Source organism: Paenibacillus sp. D51F (assembly GCF_053345695.1).
In genome coordinates this window covers 357,506-377,463 of the sequence record NZ_JBKFAO010000001.1, presented here as the reverse complement: position 1 = coordinate 377,463, position 19,958 = coordinate 357,506, and the positions used below count along the sequence as shown (strand labels likewise).

Below are 19,958 nucleotides of genomic sequence, written 5' to 3'. Positions count from 1 at the left end.
AGGAAGCTTGAGGAAAGGAAGCTTGAGAAAAGGAACGCTGCCGTTCCTGCTCGCCTGCTGGAAGCTCAATCTGGCGGGAGCGATGGAGTTCCGGCTCAGCTTTTTCATGACGGCCGGCATGATGTTCCTGAACAACGTCATCTGGATCGTGTTCTGGGGCATCTTCTTTACCCGCTTTCCTTCGGTCAACGGCTGGGGAATCAACGATGTGATGCTCATGTGGGCGGTTGGAACGGGAGGTTTCGGCTGGGCAAGCACGCTGTTCGGCAATTTTACCCGGATCGCCTCCATCACGGCGCGAGGCGAGCTGGATGTATATTTGACCCAGCCCAAGCCGGTGCTGCTCAACGTGCTTGCAAGCCGGATGTCGCTGACGGCGATCGGAGACTTTCTGTTCGGCCTGGCGATCTTCGTCTATGCGGGCGATCTGTCGCCCGGCGGGGTTCTGAGATTTCTGCTGGGCCTGCTGCTGGCGGGGCTGATCTTCCTGTTCTTCAACGTCGCCGCGGGCTCTCTCGCGTTCTTCATCGGCAATGCGGAGGGCATCGCGTTCCAGCTGTTCAACGGCCATCTGGCCTTTACGACCTATCCGACGGATATATTCAAAGGAGCGGTGCGGCTCATCCTGTTCACGGTCATTCCTGCAGGGTTCATCAGCTACATGCCGATCGGGCTGCTGCGGGGCTGGCAGGGAGATTATCTGCTGCTTGCGACAGGCGCCGCCGCTTTGATCGCCGCCGGGTCGATCGGCTTCTTCTACTGGGGGCTGAGGAGGTACAGCTCGGGCAATATGATGACGATGAGAAGCTGACGGCCGGGAGGAGCCGTTGAGCCCGAGGAAGCGTTCATCCCTGGCAAAAAAAGCTTTCAGTTCGCGGCTCGGCTTCATCGGAAACCAAATGACGGCAGGAGAGCCAGGCTGAAAGGATTTAATTGTTTAGCAGACTGCGCATGTCTCGCCTGAAGCCGTATCGATGCGATGGCCGTTCATCCGAACGGCCTCTGCTCGCGGCTGGCTACAGCCAGCCGGCATAAAACCGCTCGTAGCCTTCTCTCATGATCCGGTCCGAGAAATGCTCGAAGGCATAACCGCGGTTGTCGGCGGAAACCTTGAGCGGGGAAGCGGCAGCCATGTTCAGCAGCTCGAACCAGTTGCGCTCGTTGCCTGCGAACGTGTGCGTGGAGGAAATATGGCCGTAGCAAGGATGATCCGGCTTCACGACCAGCTTGCCCATCGCCATCGCTTCCGCCAGCGGCATGGAGAACGTATCGAAGACGCTGGAGCTCCAATACACTTTGGACGAGTTCATCAGCCCGAAGATGTCTTCGCGCGACAGCGCGAAATGCAGCGTGACATTGGAAGGAATGTCGTAGCGCTTCATGCTCTCCCTATAGCGCTGGCCGCCCATGACCATGACGACATCCTTGTCCGGGTTGCGCCGGGCATATTCGATCGGCAGCTCCGGCCTGCGGTTGGGCTCATCCCGGCCGATCCAGAGGATGCGGTTGCCGATGACGGCATTCGGATCATAATGCTTGCGGGCGAGATCTCCCTCGAAGCCGATCGGAATGACGTCCACGTCGGTGACGCCGTAGTCGGTCTTGAACAGTCCCTTGAGATAATCCGTATGGACGACGGCCTTGTCGACGATGGAATAGAAGGGCTTCATCATCTCGTAGCCGGTCAAGTCCGGATGCGGGTAGGAGTGCGGGAAGAGAACGCATTTGTCTATGAACATCTTGAGGTATGTGAAGCCCGATACGGTATAGATGACCCGGTCGATCTTCTGCCGTTCCAGCTGCTCCAGCACGAGATCGTAATTGACGAGATCTCCCTTCTCGTATTCGTAGCCGGGGGCCTGATCGTAATCGCTGACATGGCGCTCCGGCATGACAAAGACGACTTCCACGCCGAGCTCGCGGCTAAGCTCCTTCAGCCTTTCGGCATAGATGCGGGGGCCTTGCGCTTCGGCGAACTGGATTTTTCTCATGACTAGCCCTACTTTGGTCAAATGGAAACCCTCCTGAGTGTGTGCGATCCTGCTGTCATTATAGAGCACTTCGGGAGACAGGTTAAGCGGTTGAAGCGGACTTGATCCTGATGGGCGGCAGATCAGCGCAAATTGTTCAAGACCAGGCGCATTTCTACCGAGGGGAGATCGAATTGTTATGAATATAGCCGTCAAATGGATGCAAAGGATCAATGGCCGCGATAACCGGAACAGACTGATAAGCTATCAGGACAAAGCGGAGCTCATCAGGAAACGCAATTTGGAAGCATGGGACGATCAGCAGCTTCAAGCGGAATCCCTCCGGCTGCAAAAAGAGGCCAAATCGGGCACACCTTTGGATGGGCTGCTTGTCGATGCTTATGCGCTGGTCTGCGAGGCGGCGAAGAGAAAGCTGGGATTGGAGCCTTACGATGTCCAGATCACGGCTGCCATCGCCCTGCACGAGAGGTTTTTGATCGAGCAGCATACCGGCGAAGGAAAAACGCTATCTGCTGTCATGCCTGCTTATCTGAATGCGCTGGCCGGCGGAGGCGTCCATGTGCTGACATTCAACGATTATTTGGCCAATCGGGATGCGGAGTGGATGGGCCCGATCTATCGTTTCCTCGGGCTGACGGCAAGCTCGGTTCAAGCGGGCATGAGCCTGTCCGAGAAACGGGAAGCGTATTCCGCGGATATAACCTATGTGACGGCCAAAGAGGCGGGATTCGATTATTTGCGCGACACGATCGCATGGAACGAAGCCGATATCGTGCATCGTCCTTTCCACTACGTCATCGTCGACGAAGCGGATTCGCTGCTGCTCGACGAGGCGCGGGTGCCGCTGGTCATCGCCGGCGAGGCTGGCTCTTCCAGCAATGACGGCATTCGTTTCGCAGAAGCGGCCCGACAGCTGCAGCAAGCCGAGCATTACGACTTCGACGAGTTCAAGCGGAACGTTTACTTGAATGAAGCAGGCTCTGCGAAAGCGGAGTCGCTGCTGGGCTGCGGCAATTTGTATGCAAGCGACAACAGTCATTTGTTGACGTCCTTAAACTGCGCGCTGCATGTGGAATTGTTATTGAAGAAGGACGTCGATTACATCGTCCGGGACGGGGAAATCGAGCTGATCGACGAATATACCGGCCGCGTGGCGGAGAACAGGCATTTGCCGGATGGGCTGCAAACCGCGCTTGCGGTCAAAGAAGGGCTGCAGACGAAAGCCGGCGGGGACATTCTGGGGACGATTACCCTTCAACACTTCCTCAGCCTATATCCGAAAATCAGCGGAATGACGGCTACCGCGCACGCTTCCGCAATGGAATTCGAAGAAATTTATGCGCTGCAGGTCGTGCAGATACCGCCGCATCGGCCAAACATACGGATCGACCATCCGCTCCGGATCTATACCCATAAAGAAGCCAAATTCAAGGCGCTTGTACATGAAATCTCGTCCGTCCATGCGACGGGTCGTCCCATTCTCATCGGTACGTCGAGCGTCGAGGAGTCTGACATGCTGGCGGAGGCTCTGGCGGCTGCCGGCGTGACCTGCCATGTTCTGAACGCGAAAAACGATGCGAAGGAAGCCGAGATCATCGCCAAAGCGGGAGAAATCGGAGCCGTGACGGTATCGACGAATATGGCGGGACGCGGCGTCGACATTCGGCTCGGCGGCGGCAATTCCGCGCAAGCAGAGGTTGTCGCCGAACTGGGCGGATTGTACGTGATCGGCACGCATGTGAACGAAAGCGTGCGGATCGACGACCAGCTGCGCGGGCGCTCTGGCCGCCAAGGCGACCCTGGAGCTTCCGTATTTTTCGTAAGCTTGGAGGAAGAGCTGCTGCTTCGGTTCGGCATCGATAAAGCGTTTCGCAATCATAGGCAGGATGAGGCTATCGACAAGCCGGTGCTCCGCAGCAAAATCGCGCATATTCAGCGCGTTGCTATGGGCCAGAACTTCCATATCCGCCAGGAACTGAACTGTTATTCGGATATGGTGGAGGAACAGAGGCTTATTCTATACGAGGAGCGGCTCGGCATTTTGAAAGGCGAGACGCCGATGAGCCCTTTGGAGCGGCGGGTACGGCTTTTTTATATCGACAAGTTCTGGGCTGACCATCTGGCTTACGTTTCTTACCTTCGCGAAGGCATCCATTTGGAGAGCCTTGCCGACCGCAATCCAATCGTCGAATTTCATGCTCAAATCATCCGAGCCTACGAGCAGATTCCGGCTGAAATAGAGAGAGAGTCGGCTGCTATGCTCGCAAGGCTGGGCGGAGCGAACGATCCGGCGAAGTGGGAAGAGCTGGGGCTGAAGAGTCCTGCTTCCACGCGGACTTATATCATCAACGATCAATACATGGACAACAAGCGCAGCTCATGGGGAGCGGAAACAATAATCGCTTTTTATATTCGCAAGCTAATGAAGCCGGTATTGGACCGGGCATTCGCTGCGCTGAACAAAGGCTGATCGCGTTGCAGTTGCAATCGGCTTCAACGGATGAAGATGATAGCGATGCAGCCGAAGCATCGGACTTGAAATTTCCGTTGTTTTTTCCGATTGGATGCGCTGTGCTAGAATAAGAGGATCAGAGAACCACAGCGATGTCAGGAGGAGCTAATTATGGTCAGAATCGGAATCATCGGATCCAATTTCATTACAGAGAGATTCATCGACGCGGCGAGGCGGGTGCCGGAGGCGGTCGTGGCGGCCCATTATTCCCGCTCCGCGGAGCGGGGCAAGGAATTCGCCGACAAGCATGATATCGCGCTGCGCTTCACCGATCTGCAAGAAATGGCGGACAGCGACGCCGTAGACGCGGTCTACATCGCCAGCCCGAACTCCCTGCATGCGCCGCAGGCGATCTCCTTCATGCAGCGGGGCAAGCATGTCCTCTGCGAGAAGCCGATCGCGTCCAACGCGCGGGAGCTGCGGGAGATGATCGCCGCGGCCAAAGAGAACGGCGTGCTCCTGATGGAAGCGATGAAGTCGACCTTCGTGCCGAACTTCGCCGCGATCCGGGACAACCTCCCGAAGCTCGGCAAAATCCGGAATTACTTCGCCTCCTTCTGCCAGTACTCGTCCCGGTACGACCGCTACAAGGCAGGCGAGGTGCTGAACGCCTTCAAGCCGGAGCTGTCGAACGGCTCGCTCATGGATATCGGCACCTACTGCATCTATCCTCTGGTCGCTCTGTTCGGCAAGCCCATGTCGGTGCAGGCAAGCGCCGTCATGCTGGATTCCGGGGTAGACGGCAAAGGCACTCTGACGCTATCCTATGACGGGATGGATGCCGTGCTCGTCCATTCGAAAATATCGGATTCCTCGCTGCCGGCGGAAATCCAGGGCGAAGACGGCGTCATGCTCGTCACCCGCATCAGCCAGCCGGACAGCGTCGTCATCCGCTATCGCGACGGCCGTCCCGAAGAGGATCTGACCCGGCCTCAATCCGACAACACGATGCAGTACGAGATCGAGGAATTCATTCGCTTGATTCTCGAAGGCAGGCTGGAATCGGGAATCAACACGTTCGACAACTCGCTCGCGGTGCTGGAGATCATGGATGAGGCCAGGCGGCAGATCGGCCTGGAGTTTCCTGCCGACAGGCGGAACTGAAGCATCGCTTGACCAATGGCGGCATGGAATCATTCATTGGAACCGAATGCGCTAAAAAAATGCAGGGGCTGTCCCGAGTCATGTCCATGGCTTGGGACCGCCTCTTTTTTCCGTGTTTTCGCAATGAGGCTGGATGGCTTCGACCACAAGCTTGAATGTCGAAATTTGACCGAAAAACAGGTCGGCAGCAGCAAGCGGCATCTCTTGACCCCGGTACCGTGGAACTCTTTTGCAAAAAAAACGATGAAAACCAAATTAAGGTGTAACCTTTAAGCATTTCCAATCGTCAGAACGAAAATGAGAAAGATGAGAAAAGGGAGAGGGTCTATGGTTTGGAAATGGAAACGCCCGGGGGAACAGCTGCCGGCAGAGACGGGCCAAGACGCCGCCGCCGAAGCTGCGGGCGAGGAGCTTCGCCAGCGGCAAGGCCAGGCAGAGCCTATCCTGCAGGTAATCGGCGTGCATCGCATGTTCCATTCCTCGGGCGCCGACGTGCATGTGCTGAAGGGGATCGACATGAAGGTCGATCCGCTGCAGCTTGTCATGCTCAAAGGCCGGTCCGGCTCCGGCAAGACGACGCTGCTCAATCTGATCGGAGGTCTGGACACTCCTTCCCAAGGGAAGATATGGTTCGACGGACTGCCTTTCCATGAGCTGGGAGACGATCGGCGGACCGTGGCGCGCAGGGAGCGCATGGGATTCATCTTCCAGGCGTTCGCCCTCATGCCGCTGCTGTCGGCCTGGGAAAATGTGGAGCTGTCGCTCCGGATGGCGGGAACCCCGCGCGGCGAGTGGAAAGAGCGGGTCGCGCACTGCCTGGAGCTGGTCGGGCTCGAGAAGCGGATGAAGCATCGTCCCTTCGAGATGTCCGGAGGCGAGCAGCAGCGGGTCGCCATCGCCAAGGCGATCGCACATCGGCCGAGGCTGCTGCTGGCCGACGAGCCGACGGCGGAGCTGGATTCCCAGATGTCCGCTCAGATCATGAATGTATTCCGCACGATCATCAAATCCGAGCAGGTCACGATATGCATGACCACTCACGATCCTACGATTCTGGAGGTTGCCGATCATGTTTACGAAATGGTGGACGGTACGTTCATCTAAAAGCGCCGCGGCCGTGCTGCTGGGCTGTTCGCTGATTATGTCCGGGGGCTGCGCGCTGCTGCCTGCCGAGCAGTCGGAGGAGGTGCTCCCGTCCATCGCTCCGCCGCAAATTTCCAAGAAGCCCGAGTACGAGGTGACGACCGAAACGCTGACGACGACGGTGGATACGACGGGGAAACTGATTTCATTGCGGGAGGAAACGCTCTATTACACGCTGGACGGCAAGCGGTTGAAGGACTTATACATAAAGGCAGGCCAGAAAGTCAAAGCCGGCGATCCCATCGCATCGCTGGACGTCGAGGACCTGCAGAAGCAGGTCCGCGACCAGAAGCTTCAGTTCCGCAAGGACGAGGTGGGCATGAAGGAGACGCTCCGCAAGAAGGATGAAATGCCTCCCGTCGATTTCGAAGCGGCCGTCATCGCCTTCGAGGAGAAGAAGCAGGCGATAGCCGATCTGGAGCAGCAGATCGCCAAGGCGACGCTGACCGCGCCGTTCTCCGGCACGATCGTGCAGCTGACGCTGCAGAAGGGCGATGCCGTCAAAGCCTACGATCCCGTCTGCGTCATAGCGGACACCTCGCAGCTGGTTCCCGGCATTCAGCTCGATTCCAGCGACCTCGAGAAGGTGTCGGTCGGCATGAAGGCCGTCGTGGATATCAACAACGCCGGCACGATCAACGGCAAGGTCAAGACGCTGCCCGTCAAATCCACCGATGACGAATCGGGCGGAAGCAACGGCAGCGGCAACGGCGGCGGCACCGGAACGAAGCCGGAGCGCCCCGAGGATTTCCTGACGGTCCAGCTGGACAAAATGCCTGCCGGAGTTACCCGGGGCACGAGGCTTTCGGTCAGCATCATCGTCAAAAGCAAGCCGAACGCCGTCGTCATTCCGCCTTCCGCGCTCCGGAGCATCGGCTCGCGGACCTATGTGCAGGTTGCCGAGGGCGAGACGAAGCGGGAGGTGGATGTCGAGGTAGGCGAGCGCACCGCAACGGCGATTGAAATCCTCAAGGGCCTCGAGCCCGGGATGAAAGTGGTGGGCAAGTAAGGTGATGCTCATTCGATTCCTGTTCCGCAAAATGTGGAACACGCGCTGGCTGACGCTCAGTTCCCTGGCGGGCCTCGTGCTTGCCGTCGCGTTCGCGGTCAGCATACCCATGTATGCGGACGGCGCGCTGAAGCGCGTCGTCACCCAGTCGCTTCAGGAGAAGAGCGAAGGCCTTCCGGCTGGTTCCCTGCTGATGCGCTATTCCGCCTCAGGCGGTCCTACGGATCTCGCCTCGCTGAAGAACGTGGATGCCTATATCCGCGAGGAAGTGCCGGACATGATCGGCTTCCCGGTCGAGACCGCGGTGAAGAACATCGCGATCCGCAGCGCCGCGATCACGCCCGAGGATCCTACCAAGGTCGACGCCAGCATCATGAGGCAGTTCTCCCTGCAATCGCTGTCCGGACTCGAAGCCCAAGCCGACCTTGCGCAGGGCCGCTGGTTCGCGGGAGGCAAAGGAGACGGCAGGACGGTGGAAGCCGTCGTTCTCGACGATGCCTTGTACCGGGCGGATATGCATGTGGGAGATGCGTTCGATTATCCCGTCTACGCGAACGGTTCCAATCAATCGATCCGCGTCGTCGTCGTCGGCACCTTCAAGCCGAAGAAAAGCACGGATCCGTACTGGTATCAAGGGCTGGAAGGGCTGATGAGCACCTTCCTGACCAGCGATTCCGCCATGGAGGATTCCCTCCTTACGGGGAACAAGATTCCGGTGCACAGCAGCAGCTGGTACTACTCGTTCGATCTCCGCAACATCCGCACGAGCGAGCTTTCTCCGCTCAGCCAGACGCTCGAGAGGCTGAACATCGACCTGTACCAGAAGCTCACCGACACGAAAGTCGAGATCAGCTTCGCTGCGACGTTGCAGGAATTCCGCAAGATGAGCGTGCAGCTGCAGACGCTGCTGTTCACCCTGGCGGCACCGATGATCGCGATGGTGTTCTACTTCATCGCCATGAACGCCCGCCAGGCGCTCGACAAGCAGCGCAGCGACATCGCGGTTCTCCGCAGCCGCGGAGCCGGAACGAGGCAGATCGTCTGGCTGTACTTGCTGGAGAGTCTGCTGCTCGGAGGCGCGGCGCTCGTGCTTGGACCGATGCTCGGCTGGTTCATGGCCAAGAGCATCGGCTCGGCGAACGGGTTCCTGCAGTTCGTCGACCGCAAGTCGATTCCGGTCGGCTTCACCACCGACGCGATCATCGCCGGATGCGCCGCCGTGCTGCTGGCCATGATGGCGACGGTCATCCCGGCGGTCATCTACGCCCGCGCTTCGATCGTCGGCTACAAGCAGCAGCTGGCCCGCTCGGACCGGGCGCCCGTATGGCAGCGATGGTTTCTCGACATCCTGCTGCTCGGAGCGACCGGCTACGGCTGGTATCTGTTCAACCAGCGGCAGATGCTGACGTTCCAGACCGGCATGACGACGGATCAGCTCAACGTGCAGCCGTTCCTGTTCTTCGTGCCGGCGCTGGCGATCTTTTCGCTCGGACTGTTCTTCCTGCGGCTGTTCCCGTGGCTGCTGCGCCTGTTCAACTGGCTCGGACGCAAGCTGCTTCCGGTTCCGCTGTACTTGACGCTGACGCAGCTGTCGCGCTCGTCCAAAGGTTATTACCCGCTTATGATCCTGCTTATCCTTACCTTGGGGCTAGGCGTGTACAACGCCTCCGCGGCCCGGACGATCGATCTCAATTCCACGGAACGGACGCTGTACCAATACGGCACCGACGTGGTCATGCAGACGGTATGGCCGGGATCGCCCGAGCTTCCTCCGACGCAAGGAGGCGGCAACGGTTCTGGCGGCAATGGCTCTGGAGGCAATGGCTCCGGAGGCAGCGGTTCCGGGGGCGGAGCAGGCGGAGGCGGCGGAGGAGCGGGCGGCGGCCAAGGCGGCGGCAACCCGGTGCCGGCCACGATCCGTTACAGCGAGCCGCCGTTCGAGCTGTTCCGCACTTTGGACGGAGTCGAGGCGGCGGCGCGGGTGCTCCAGACGAAAGGGAGCATCGTTGTATCGGGACGTTCCATCGGCCAAGGGACGCTGATGGGGATCGACAATGTCGACTTTGCCAAAGTAGGCTGGTTCCGCAACGACCTGTATCCGGTCCATCCGTTCAACTACCTCAACAATCTGGGAGTCTATGCGGAAGGCATGGGAGCGATCATTCCGACCTCGATGGCGGAGAAGTACCAGCTGAAGCTGGGAGACACCGTCTCGGTCGGACTGTCGGACGGCATGATCGATTTCTCCGTCGTCGGCATCCTTCCTTACTGGCCGTCCCAGTATCCGGACCAGTCGCCGTTCATCATCGCCAACCTGGATTACATCTACGACCAGGTGCCGATCATTCCTTACGATGTCTGGCTCAAGATGAAACCAGGAGCGAAGGTCGGCCCGCTCATGAGCAAGCTGGCGGAGCAAGGCGTCGAGCTCGCTTCCGTGAAGGACGTGCGCACCGAGCTCGTGACGCAGAGCAAGCTGCCGACGCGCGGCGGGGTGTTCGGCATCCTCAGCCTCGGGTTCCTCGTCTCCGTCATCGTGACGCTGACCGGCTATATTCTGTACTGGTTCTTCAACCTGTCGGGACGCGTCGTCCAGTTCGGCGTGCTGAGGGCGATGGGACTCTCGCGAGGACAGCTGACGGGCATGCTGCTTCTGGAGCAGCTGTTCACGGCCGGCCTCAGCATCGGCCTGGGCGTCCTCATCGGCAAGATCGCGAGCATCCTGTTCCTGCCCTTCCTGGAGACGACGGACGGCTCCAGCGGCAACGTGCCGCCGTTCCGCGTCGTGTTCAACAGCCAGGATACGGCGCAGCTGTACGGAGTCGTCGGCTTCATGATGCTGACCGGGGCTCTGCTGCTGCTGCTTCATATCCGCAGGCTGCGCGTCCATCAGGCGGTCAAGATGGGAGAGGAGCGGTGATGGCATCATGATCGAATGCGAAGGCCTGGTCAAAATCTACAAAACGGACGATCTCGAGGTTGTCGCCCTGCAAGGCTTGAACTTGAGCGTTCAGGACGGCGAGCTCATGGCGATCATCGGCAACAGCGGCAGCGGCAAGTCGACCCTGCTCAACATTCTGGGCGGGCTCGACCGCCCTTCGGCGGGCAGCGTCAAGGTCGGTCCCTGGGATCTGCTCCAGGTGACGGACGACCAGCTCGTCAAATACAAGCGGGATACGGTCGGCTTCATCTGGCAGAACAACGCCCGCAACCTGCTGCCTTATTTGTCCGCTCTGGAAAATGTCGAGATGCCGATGATGCTCTCCGGCAAGGTCGACCGGCCCTATGCCAGGCAGCTGCTGGAATGGGTCGGGCTGAAGGAGCGGATGCACAACAAGCTGCATCAGCTCTCGGGCGGCGAGCAGCAGCGGGTGGCGATCGCCATCTCGCTGTCCAACCGGCCGCAGATGCTGCTCGCCGACGAGCCGACCGGCTCCGTCGACAGCCGCACCTCCGACCTCATCATGGACATTTTCCGGCGGCTCAACCGCGAGCTGGGCCTGACCATCGTCATCGTCACCCATGACCTGTCGCTGGCCGGCAAGGTGGACCGGGTCGTCGCGATCCGGGACGGACTGACGAGCACGGAGTTCCTTCGCCGCAACCCGAATCTCGACGACGAGTCGGCATTCGGCGCGGGAGGGCTGCAGGAGGTGCACGAAGCTTACGCGGTCGTCGACCGCGCCGGCAGGCTGCAGGTGCCGAAGGAATATTTGGCCGCTCTGGGCATCAGCAACAAGGCTTCCATGGAGTTCGACGGGGAGCGCATCATCATTACGAAACCAAAGCCTTTAGAGGGGGAACAAGCATGAGTATGGAAGTGGGTCAATCAACAAAGAAAGAGGCCGGACGCAAGATCCGCCGCACGGCAGCCATCGGCTTGTCGCTCGTCATGGCATCGGCCGTGCTCAGCGCATGCAGCGGGGGAACGGCGGATAAGCCGGAGAACCGCGTGCTGCGGATCGGCATGATGTACGGCTCGCCGGATCAGGAGCAGTGGCTCCGCCAGCAGTACACGGATACGTACGAATTCACGCATCAGAATATCGAGCTGCAGTTCGAGTATGCGATCAACTACAATGACATGCGGGGCCAGAACGGCGAGGAGCAGCCCGATCCGTACGAGAAGTTCAAGGAGCTGCTGACGGGCAAGAACCCCGTCGACGTCGTCATCGCCGATTACAGCAATCTGCCGCGCATGACTCAGGACGGCCTGCTCAAGGAACTCGATCCGCTGATTACGAAGGACAAATTCGATATCAGCGACTACGTGCCGACCGTGATCGACGGCATCAAAGCGGTCGGAGACAACAAAATCTTCGTCCTGTCTCCGACATTCTCCAGCTCGGCGCTCTTCTATAACAAGAAGATCTTCCAGAAGGCCGGCGTGCAGCCGCCGACGGACAACATGACCTGGCAGCAGGTGTTCGACCTTGCCCGCAAAGTCAGCGGAGGCGAAGGAGCGGACCAGATCTACGGCATGACGATCAACCGCTGGGGCGGATCGGATCTGTACAGCGACGTCTCGACCTACGTGCAGCCGCTTCAGCTGAAGATTTTCGACGACAAAGCCGAAAAGATGCTCGTGGACAGCGGCTCGTCCTGGTCCAACGCGATCAAGACGATTCTCGATCTGTACAAGGTCAAGGCCATCCCGAACCAGGAAGGCTACCAGAAGCTCAGCGAAGCGTTGAACAAGAAATACGAGAAGGCCAGCAAGGAAGGCTCCAACAATTACAACCCGTTCCAAGGCGATCTGTTCGGCAGCGGCAACATAGCCATGACCATCGCGGACTACGGCTATATCTCCCAGATGAAGAGCAACAACAGCTACTCTTCGCAAAGCAAGGACTTCACGCCAGTGGACTGGGATGTCGTGACGCCGCCGGTATTCGAGGAGAAGCCCGGCATCGGAGGCAGCTCCTATCTCAGCCAGCCGCTCGGCATCAACAACAAGGCTCAGAATGCGGATGACGCCTGGGACTTCATCAAGTTCCTGAACAGCAAGGAGTGGGCGAAGCTGAAGTCCCGCAGCACTTATGAGATTCCGGCTCGGGCGGAATTCATCAAGCCGATCGACGGCATGCAGTACAACATCAAGGCGTTCTATACGCTGAAGCCGATTCCGCCGGACACGAGCAACGCTCAGGATATGTACACGAAGTATCCGGGACTGAACGAAATGTATTCGATCAGCCAGCAGCTGTTCCAGGAAGCGGCGACCGGCAAGAAGACGCCGGAGGAAGTCGTCAAGGAATGGGCCGTCAAGGGCAATGCCTTGCTCAAGAAGGTCAAAGCCAATCCGAAGGGAACGGACGAGGGCGGAGCGACGACGGAAGGCGGAGCTACGACAGAACAGGAAAAAGTAGACGCGGCGGCCGGCAACGGCTAAGCATCAAGCCATCAAGTGCGGTCCTTCGGGACCGCTTTTTTTTATTCGCTTCCAAGCTGCAAGCTCTCCCGCATTTTTGCCTCGACGCTGGAATGTTTTCCTAGTCCGCTGGGGTAAACTAGGAGCAGAGAGAAAGGAAGGGGCTTGCTGATGAACTGGATTTATTGGGGAAGGCTGTACGAGAGCAAATTCCAAGCCGGCTGCCTGGTCAAGCGGATGGAGAACGACTGGTGGATCTACGGATATGAGTGTCCGCGCGAGATCGAAGTGTTCCAGTCGAAGAAGGGGAAATACGGCGTCAGGTATTTGCCTTAGGAAGTTGACTTTCGGGAAGCTTTTATTGTATATTTATCCTTGTGTTCCAAACGGAACCTATCCTTTTTTGGACGACGCGGGGTGGAGCAGTCCGGTAGCTCGTCGGGCTCATAACCCGAAGGCCGCAGGTTCAAATCCTGCCCCCGCAACTTACTTAGTCCTGATCGGCATCTTACCTTTTTGACACAAAAAGGGCCCTTAGCTCAGTTGGTTAGAGCGGTCGGCTCATAACCGATTGGTCGCAGGTTCGAGTCCTGCAGGGCCCACCAATGTAATTTGAATCCTTGCGGAGCAAGGCTTTTTTTATTTATAGGCCATAAATAAGCTTGGGAGCGGATTTTTATGCCATGCTCCTTCCTAATATCCCGCAGCCGATCTGTCGGATATAGGCTTTTTGCTGCTATTGATGCTTGCTTTACATTGAATGAGCATCTAGAGGATTAATTTATTGACGTTCGCTGGCTAAATATGTTATGCTACGCTTCGTCAATGTTTGAAACAGGCATTGCTCCATCAAGCCGAGGTGGCGGAACTGGCAGACGCACAGGACTTAAAATGGTACGCAATTTGTCCGCAATAGGCTCCGCGTGCTTACGTCTGCTGATACGAATCCCCACCGCATAAACTCCGCTAGTTATCTGATACGTTAATTTACGCGTCCTGTACGCCTGCACTCGCTTTATTCGTCGCGCTGACGAATATTACGATGTGGAGGCGTTTTTGTTTATGGCGCGAACTAGACGCGTTAACCTCGCCGCAGCCGGAGCCACGCGGCCGACAACGATTGAGTACCCGCCGGAATCAACGGACTTTGAGGCGGCCCGTTCGTCATACCTCCGCTACTGCAGAATCCGAAACCTAACGGATGAAACGCTTAATTTCTATCGCGATACAACGAAGGAGTTGGCGCGCCTATTAACCGAGCAAGGCGTTAAACGCCCGCTTGATGTGGCGAAGAGTCACGTTCTTATTGCGATCGAGACGAAGCAAGCGCAGAAGATCGCTAGAGGGCGCGGCCCTACGCCATCGGATGCGACCATTAACAAGCTGATTCGGGGATGGCGCGCCTTCTTCAACTGGGTTCATACGGAGGGCTACGTAGATACAAACCCGTTTAATGGGATCGGCACGAATAAGGTGGAGAAGCGCATTATCGAAACGTTCTCTGACGCGCAGCTCAAAACGATACTTGGCGCGCCCAACAGGTCGACATTTACGGGCTATCGCGACTATACGATCATGATGACGCTGCTCGACACCGGCGTCCGCATATCGGAACTGGCCGGCATCCGCTTGTTCGACATCGACTGGAAAGTGCGCCAAATTCTCGTTTTCGGGAAGGGGCGAAAGGAGCGTTTGGTTCCGTTCTCGCGTACGCTGGAAAAGGCGCTGCGCACGTATATCGAAGTCCGGGGCGTCCTCGAAACGGACAACCTCTTCGTCAACATCGATAACAATCCGTTTAAGGTTCGCGGCATTCAAGAGACAATTGCGGCTACGGAAAAGAAGCGCGCATCAAAGGCGTACGTTGCTCGCCGCACACCTTTAGCCACACGTTCGCAAAGCTTTACATTATGAACGGAGGCGACGCGTTTAGTCTACAGAAGATACTCGGACACACATCGCTTGAAATCGTGCGGATGTACGTGAATCTATTTGGGACGGACGTTAACGCGCAACATGCGAAATTCAGCCCGCTGGACAGGCTATAAAGAAGAGGGGCACCACTACATAAAGAGTGGTGTCTTTCCTTTTCCGGCAGCCAAACGAAGCGTTGGTGTTTGAGGAATAAACCGAGCCGCAGGCCGCCGCTCAGGCACCGCAGATGCAGTTTTAGGCTCGCGCAGCACTCGGCGGATGAACTCGACGCCCTTCGCCGTCACGCGGATTGTGGCACGGTTTGAGCGATGCGTATCGTGGTCGATCGTCACCTCTCGCATAACAAAGTAGCCCGCGTCGATAAACCGCTGGTACGGCACGTTATGGCGCCGCCTTGACGACATGAGTACGCCGGCCTCACGCAGCTTCCGAGGCAGTATGTACGGACCCTCGCCGATCACCTTCGCGACATCATCGAGCGACTGCGTACCGTCTGCGCTTATAAAGGCGTCAAATGCTTCGGCCTTCGGAGTCATGACCGCAATCGCCTCGTTCTGCTTGCGTACGACCTCTAATGTCTGGCGGAACATAGCACGGGTACCCTCGTCTGCGGTCGGCAAATACGTAGCGAGAAATAGATCTTCGTTCGCGACGAAGCCACCAGTCTTACGAATAGTGGGGAGAACTTCGTGGTTGATCCACCGCTTAAACTCCCGCGCTTCGGGCTTGCGGCTTTTTCCAATCAGCGCGTACAGGCCGGATTCGTTAACGCACAGCATCTGTTGCGGTCCGGAGGGGGTGTATACATTGTATAGCCCCTTCTCGTCGTCGTCTAAGCCCATATCACCTCGGGACCTGTTTCCGTTAACCGCAACGCTTACATTACTGATTTCGAGAATGGAGCAGACATCGCGTGCCGCAAACCATATCTGCCCGTTGTTCTCCGCCGTCCGAACATCGCCCGACTTAAACGAAAAAATTGAAGTTAATGCCACGCCTAACCGCCTCCTTATAATTAATGAACATCGCAGAGTTCCTTGTGGTACAAATACTTTTGAAACCGTCTTTACCCCACTCCGTATACTCTTATCAGAAACACGAACAAACGTTCTTTTTCGAAGGGTCGCGCCCTCGCATGTCGGGTACGACGCCGTACGAAAGGCGGCCGCCAAACCGCCCCCACTCCGCATAACCGCGTTTGCCACCGCGGTCGTTACGCTAGACAACGACTGCCGACCGACCGCCCCGGCGAAAATGTACTCCAACAGTGTAACTTCTTCACATGCAATTGTGGATAGCCTCCCGACTGCGAAATCCTATCATAAAGGCAAGATATTCACCGTACTAAATTCATCGCGTAGCAAGTCCGAACCGTATATCTGCTATAGGGCCGCCGCTGACGATTACAGATGGCGGTCTTTATTTACGTACATTTCCGATCACCTTTACGCATCGGGTCCTGCGGGAACGGTACGCGGCGTTCGTATTCAGACCGACGGAATCGACCGCTGGGTAATCCGTGCGGAAGGCGATCCAGAACTCGGAAGTAATACGGGTTCTTCTTTCGTAATTTACCGCCGCGATGATGCGGGAAACTTGCTTGGTCAGACACTCATTGTCGATCGCGCAACCGGTAATATTTCGATGAGAGATGGGGCGCTATCGATACAGGGCTCGTGGCAAAAGCCGTTGAAAATGGGCCGATGGTATCGATGGATTAACGATGACGGTTCGAAGTTTCGTAAAGCTGACGTTCCGCCGACGAGCGCGACGGATGGAGTGGCAGATTAAATGGAGGTGTTCGAATGGCGTTGACATTACCCGTTGAACTAAATAGCGGTATTAAAGTCGAAAATGCATATGTGCGCGCGACGTCTCTCTCAGGCACAACGCAGGAAATCGAAGTAAAAGTAATGTATTACGCAAACAAAGAGACACGCGCCGAGGGTAAGCCGCCGTTCCAAGTACGGACTTTCCGCTTCGTACCGTCGCGCCAGGCTCCGAAAACTATCATAAGCAATTTTACGAATGGGCGAAGACAACGGACGAATTCGCCGGCGCCGTAGATGATTTGGAGGCGAGCGCGTAAAATGAACGGTCAAAACGTAATCAACACGGTCGCGGGAATTGCCGCCGGCCTTATTTCGTATGCCTTCGGAAGCTGGTCGCAGGAACTCGCCTTCCTGTCGCTTCTTATCGCGCTGGATATCGTGACGGGCCTCACCGCATCTGTGCGCAAGGGGTCCGGACTTTCTTCCGCTGTCGGCGCGCTCGGCCTCGCTAAAAAAGGACTGACGTTTCTCGTTATCCTACTCGCGCATCGCATGGACGTACTCGCTGGCACGGACGTTATCATGGTCGCGGCGGTATGGTTTTACGTTGCCAACGAGTTAGTCAGCGTGACGGAGAATTTCGGCCGTGCCGGCCTTCCGCTGCCCGACCGCCTGAAGGACGCAATTACCGTATTGAAGGCGAAAGGTGGCGTTAAGGATGACGTTGACTCTCGATAATGTACGCGCCAAATCCTCCGCGAAACTGACCGGCCTCCTGCCCGTTGTGGCTGCGGCGGCCTCCGCGCTTATCGAGCGCTGCTACAATCGCGGCGTGCCGATCGTCATTACGCAAGGACTCCGCACCATCGCGGAACAGGAAGCACTCTACGCGCAAGGCCGCACGACTCCCGGCGCTATCGTAACGAAAGCCCGCGGCGGCGAATCGAATCATAACTTCGGTGTGGAGATCGACTTCGCGCTACTGCTTCCGGATGGCCGTACGTGTTCCTGGGATACGAAGCGCGACGATGATCGCGACGGCATCGCGGACTGGAACGAAGTTGTAGCGGAAGCGAAGCGCTTGGGCTTCGAGTGGGGCGGCGACTGGCGGACGTTTACGGATCTGCCGCATTTCGAAATGACATTCGGAATTTCTACGGCAGCCTATCGCGGTGGTCAGCGTCCGACGGCGGCACAGATTGCGGCGGCACAAGCGAAGATTAACGAGGGGGAAGCGGAAATGAAGAAAGCAGACGCGGACGCGGACGCGATTATTAACGCGTATCTTAAGCCGGCATATGGAGCTGCAAAGACGGTCGCCGAGCGGAAGGAGATCGGCCGGCTTTCGGATGTTCTTCGTATTGCAAGCGGGCAAAAGCCGCAGAATGGATAATGGAGGCGATAACGTGGACATATCGAGATTCAGTACGAAGGAACTTTCGGAGGAACTGACGCGCCGTCAAGGGGTTAGCGTACTTATCGTCGAACCATACGAGTTAGTCTCGGTTACAGCCGGAACGCAAACGGTAAGGACGAGTGGTCCGGCTGTGATTTTGATTAACGCGGACTAACCGATACGGCGATAAGGATAGCGGTCTTTAATATTCGCTGAAAGGTAACTTCCGTGTGAACTCGCTGCCATGAGATTAGCGTGTTCATGCGGTGGAACGCCTGCGTACGCGTAAAGGGCGCCGGTCAGAAACCGTACATAGAGTGTCCGCGAGGCTGCATCATAACCAACCGACGACATGTTCGAGGAAGCTACGTGTACCATGTTCGTAATATCAATCACCTCCGCGGACACTCTTCGCCACTGATGGCGAGAATTCCTGCGGGGCGACATCTGGCCAGCAACCGCAGAATAAATAACGAACGCCCACTTTCGGATAACTCCGGAGGTGGGCGTTTTTTTTGTAGTAATTAAGACTAAAATATTTTATATTAAAATTGAGATTGGAAGATGATGGGGGAACTGCATTGGTAGATACTATAACAGAGTATGATTTCGAGAAGGTAGGTACCAAATTAGATGTAGGTCTTGAAATAACCCATATCTACCATTACACAAATAATCAAGCTCTAATAGGGATGCTCGGAGAAAATGAGCTATGGGTATCTCGTTGTGACTTCCTTAATGATGCACAAGAGGTAAAGTATTTTACAAACGTACTGGTACAAGTTATTAATATTATTGAAAGTGATATAGAAAAACTTAGGTTACAAGGTGATACGGACGGTGATATTCTTCGCTTTTTAATTAGTAAACTAAAACTTACTCAATTTAACTTCGAAGAAAAATTTCAGGAAATTATTGATCGGAGTTTTGTTTTTTCGATGTCGGCTAACGAGGACTCTCACTTACTTTTTTCAAACTATTCAAAAGGTAATGGATATAACATTGGTTTTCGTAAAGACGAGTTTATTAAATCACTTTACCAAGATAATATGGCAGTACACGCTGCATTAGTGAATTACGACCCCGAAGAACAGGTAGGAATGCTCTTAAACGAATTTTTCGGGCGGTATAATCAACTTATTTATACACTAGCTTCAACCCCTCAACGAGCAAAAATTACGGATTATTACGTGGACAAATTATACAATGCTTTAACCCTATCCTTCTTTACATATGCCTTGAACTTTAAGCACCCAAAATTTGCATCAGAAGAGGAATTTAGAATTATTATTTTTGAGATGGAGCCAGACATAAATACGAAATTTCGCACTATGGGAGAAAGTATAATTCCTTTTGTTAAAGTTAAACCCAATACATCTAAGTTTCCTGTTGATTATGTAACAATTGGACCAAAAAACAATTTAGACATAGCTGAAGCAGGAATGAGGGTATTTTTAAATTATAACTCTTATTCTGACGTTATTATTCAAAAATCGGTTATTCCTCTTCGATATTAGGCGACCTACTCACCAGCAGTTACGCGGGTGAGTTTTTTTAATTCCAAAAATCTGATGCTGATACGTCGAATCCCTTCTTTCTTAGCCAGCTCACGATTCTCTGTTTCGTTTCGGGGTGGGGGTCGATATTCTTTTCGCCATTACAAACATCTCCAATTGTATGCCGACTCACCCCGCTACCTTCGAGTTCGCGTTGAGAAATCCCTTC

16 protein-coding genes, 2 tRNA genes and 1 pseudogene are annotated in these 19,958 nt (G+C 56.1%); 16 read left to right on the top strand and 3 right to left on the bottom strand.

Annotated elements, in window-relative coordinates; translation table 11 throughout:
* The first annotated feature begins 22 nt into the window (after window positions 1-22).
* A complete protein-coding gene (locus tag ACLBWT_RS01845; protein WP_447661388.1) occupies window positions 23-811 on the top strand; it encodes an ABC transporter permease in 789 nt (262 codons plus the stop codon).
* Between the two features lie 205 nt (window positions 812-1,016).
* Here the strand turns inward: ACLBWT_RS01845 and ACLBWT_RS01840 are convergent, their stop codons facing one another.
* Window positions 1,017-2,012, bottom strand: coding sequence for a glycosyltransferase (locus ACLBWT_RS01840; protein ID WP_447661387.1), 996 nt, complete (start codon window positions 2,010-2,012; stop codon window positions 1,017-1,019).
* Between the two features lie 157 nt (window positions 2,013-2,169).
* Here ACLBWT_RS01840 and ACLBWT_RS01835 point away from each other — a divergent pair, with 157 nt between their 5' ends.
* From ACLBWT_RS01835 to ACLBWT_RS01785, 11 genes and pseudogenes are all read left to right on the top strand, one after another.
* Complete coding sequence (locus ACLBWT_RS01835) at window positions 2,170-4,461, top strand: preprotein translocase subunit SecA (protein ID WP_447661386.1); 2,292 nt, start codon at window positions 2,170-2,172, stop codon at window positions 4,459-4,461.
* A gap of 153 nt (window positions 4,462-4,614) precedes the next feature.
* Window positions 4,615-5,607 (top strand): Gfo/Idh/MocA family protein, encoded by a 993-nt coding sequence (locus ACLBWT_RS01830; protein ID WP_447661385.1) that lies wholly within the window; start codon window positions 4,615-4,617, stop codon window positions 5,605-5,607.
* Window positions 5,608-5,934: 327 nt separating this feature from the next.
* Window positions 5,935-6,711, top strand: coding sequence for an ABC transporter ATP-binding protein (locus tag ACLBWT_RS01825; RefSeq protein WP_447661384.1), 777 nt, complete (start codon window positions 5,935-5,937; stop codon window positions 6,709-6,711).
* Window positions 6,677-7,759: an efflux RND transporter periplasmic adaptor subunit gene (locus tag ACLBWT_RS01820; protein ID WP_447661383.1), complete on the top strand. Its 1,083-nt coding sequence runs from the start codon at window positions 6,677-6,679 to the stop codon at window positions 7,757-7,759. Before ACLBWT_RS01825 ends, ACLBWT_RS01820 begins: the two co-directional genes overlap by 35 nt.
* A 4-nt stretch (window positions 7,760-7,763) precedes the next feature.
* Window positions 7,764-10,679 carry an ABC transporter permease gene (locus tag ACLBWT_RS01815; RefSeq protein WP_447661675.1) on the top strand — a complete coding sequence of 972 codons (2,916 nt, stop codon included), beginning with the start codon at window positions 7,764-7,766 and terminating at the stop codon, window positions 10,677-10,679.
* Between the two features lie 7 nt (window positions 10,680-10,686).
* Window positions 10,687-11,571, top strand: a complete 885-nt coding sequence (locus ACLBWT_RS01810; RefSeq protein ID WP_447661382.1) for an ABC transporter ATP-binding protein — start codon at window positions 10,687-10,689, stop codon at window positions 11,569-11,571.
* On the top strand, window positions 11,568-13,151 hold the full coding sequence (locus tag ACLBWT_RS01805) for an extracellular solute-binding protein (protein ID WP_447661381.1): 1,584 nt from the start codon (window positions 11,568-11,570) through the stop codon (window positions 13,149-13,151). The genes ACLBWT_RS01810 and ACLBWT_RS01805 overlap by 4 nt, the downstream gene beginning before the upstream one ends.
* 150 nt (window positions 13,152-13,301) lie before the next feature.
* On the top strand, window positions 13,302-13,466 hold the full coding sequence (locus ACLBWT_RS01800; RefSeq protein WP_165895337.1) for a hypothetical protein: 165 nt from the start codon (window positions 13,302-13,304) through the stop codon (window positions 13,464-13,466).
* A 75-nt stretch (window positions 13,467-13,541) separates the two neighbouring features.
* Window positions 13,542-13,615, top strand: a tRNA-Met gene (locus ACLBWT_RS01795).
* 43 nt (window positions 13,616-13,658) lie between these two features.
* Window positions 13,659-13,735 (top strand) — tRNA-Ile (locus ACLBWT_RS01790).
* 457 nt (window positions 13,736-14,192) lie between these two features.
* Window positions 14,193-15,178: pseudogene (locus ACLBWT_RS01785) on the top strand (tyrosine-type recombinase/integrase).
* Window positions 15,179-15,193: 15 nt separating this feature from the next.
* On the opposite strand, the gene ACLBWT_RS01780 reads toward ACLBWT_RS01785, so the two are convergent.
* On the bottom strand, window positions 15,194-16,060 hold the full coding sequence (locus tag ACLBWT_RS01780) for a phage antirepressor (protein ID WP_447661380.1): 867 nt from the start codon (window positions 16,058-16,060) through the stop codon (window positions 15,194-15,196).
* Between the two features lie 1,095 nt (window positions 16,061-17,155).
* Here ACLBWT_RS01780 and ACLBWT_RS01775 point away from each other — a divergent pair.
* Genes ACLBWT_RS01775 through ACLBWT_RS01765 form a run of 3 tightly spaced genes read left to right on the top strand, consistent with a single transcriptional unit; the run spans window position 17,156 to window position 18,408 of the window.
* Window positions 17,156-17,575: a phage holin family protein gene (locus ACLBWT_RS01775; RefSeq protein WP_447661379.1), complete on the top strand. Its 420-nt coding sequence runs from the start codon at window positions 17,156-17,158 to the stop codon at window positions 17,573-17,575.
* Window positions 17,556-18,230: a M15 family metallopeptidase gene (locus tag ACLBWT_RS01770; protein ID WP_447661378.1), complete on the top strand. Its 675-nt coding sequence runs from the start codon at window positions 17,556-17,558 to the stop codon at window positions 18,228-18,230. The genes ACLBWT_RS01775 and ACLBWT_RS01770 overlap by 20 nt, the downstream gene beginning before the upstream one ends.
* Window positions 18,136-18,408, top strand: a complete 273-nt coding sequence (locus ACLBWT_RS01765) for a BC1881 family protein (RefSeq protein ID WP_447661377.1) — start codon at window positions 18,136-18,138, stop codon at window positions 18,406-18,408. Before ACLBWT_RS01770 ends, ACLBWT_RS01765 begins: the two co-directional genes overlap by 95 nt.
* Here the strand turns inward: ACLBWT_RS01765 and ACLBWT_RS01760 are convergent.
* Window positions 18,405-18,587, bottom strand: coding sequence for a KTSC domain-containing protein (locus ACLBWT_RS01760; protein ID WP_447661674.1), 183 nt, complete (start codon window positions 18,585-18,587; stop codon window positions 18,405-18,407). The genes ACLBWT_RS01765 and ACLBWT_RS01760 overlap by 4 nt on opposite strands.
* A gap of 227 nt (window positions 18,588-18,814) precedes the next feature.
* Between ACLBWT_RS01760 and ACLBWT_RS01755 the strand changes: the two genes are divergently transcribed.
* Entirely contained in the window at window positions 18,815-19,750 is a 936-nt protein-coding gene (locus ACLBWT_RS01755) for a DUF2971 domain-containing protein (RefSeq protein WP_447661376.1), read from the top strand.
* Window positions 19,751-19,958 lie beyond the last annotated feature (208 nt).

Excerpts from the sequence above, each read along its gene's own strand:
- ACLBWT_RS01805 (WP_447661381.1), top strand. The coding sequence starts at position 11,568 with ATGAGTATGGAAGTGGGTCAATCAACAAAGAAAGAGGCCGGACGCAAG.
- ACLBWT_RS01760 (WP_447661674.1), bottom strand. The coding sequence starts at position 18,587 with ATGTCGTCGGTTGGTTATGATGCAGCCTCGCGGACACTCTATGTACGG.
- ACLBWT_RS01825 (WP_447661384.1), top strand. The coding sequence starts at position 5,935 with ATGGTTTGGAAATGGAAACGCCCGGGGGAACAGCTGCCGGCAGAGACG.
- ACLBWT_RS01820 (WP_447661383.1), top strand. The coding sequence starts at position 6,677 with ATGTTTACGAAATGGTGGACGGTACGTTCATCTAAAAGCGCCGCGGCC.
- ACLBWT_RS01815 (WP_447661675.1), top strand. The coding sequence starts at position 7,764 with ATGCTCATTCGATTCCTGTTCCGCAAAATGTGGAACACGCGCTGGCTG.
- ACLBWT_RS01770 (WP_447661378.1), top strand. The coding sequence starts at position 17,556 with ATGACGTTGACTCTCGATAATGTACGCGCCAAATCCTCCGCGAAACTG.
- ACLBWT_RS01800 (WP_165895337.1), top strand. The coding sequence starts at position 13,302 with ATGAACTGGATTTATTGGGGAAGGCTGTACGAGAGCAAATTCCAAGCC.
- ACLBWT_RS01810 (WP_447661382.1), top strand. The coding sequence starts at position 10,687 with ATGATCGAATGCGAAGGCCTGGTCAAAATCTACAAAACGGACGATCTC.
- ACLBWT_RS01775 (WP_447661379.1), top strand. The coding sequence starts at position 17,156 with ATGAACGGTCAAAACGTAATCAACACGGTCGCGGGAATTGCCGCCGGC.
- ACLBWT_RS01765 (WP_447661377.1), top strand. The coding sequence starts at position 18,136 with ATGGAGCTGCAAAGACGGTCGCCGAGCGGAAGGAGATCGGCCGGCTTT.
- ACLBWT_RS01830 (WP_447661385.1), top strand. The coding sequence starts at position 4,615 with ATGGTCAGAATCGGAATCATCGGATCCAATTTCATTACAGAGAGATTC.
- ACLBWT_RS01835 (WP_447661386.1), top strand. The coding sequence starts at position 2,170 with ATGAATATAGCCGTCAAATGGATGCAAAGGATCAATGGCCGCGATAAC.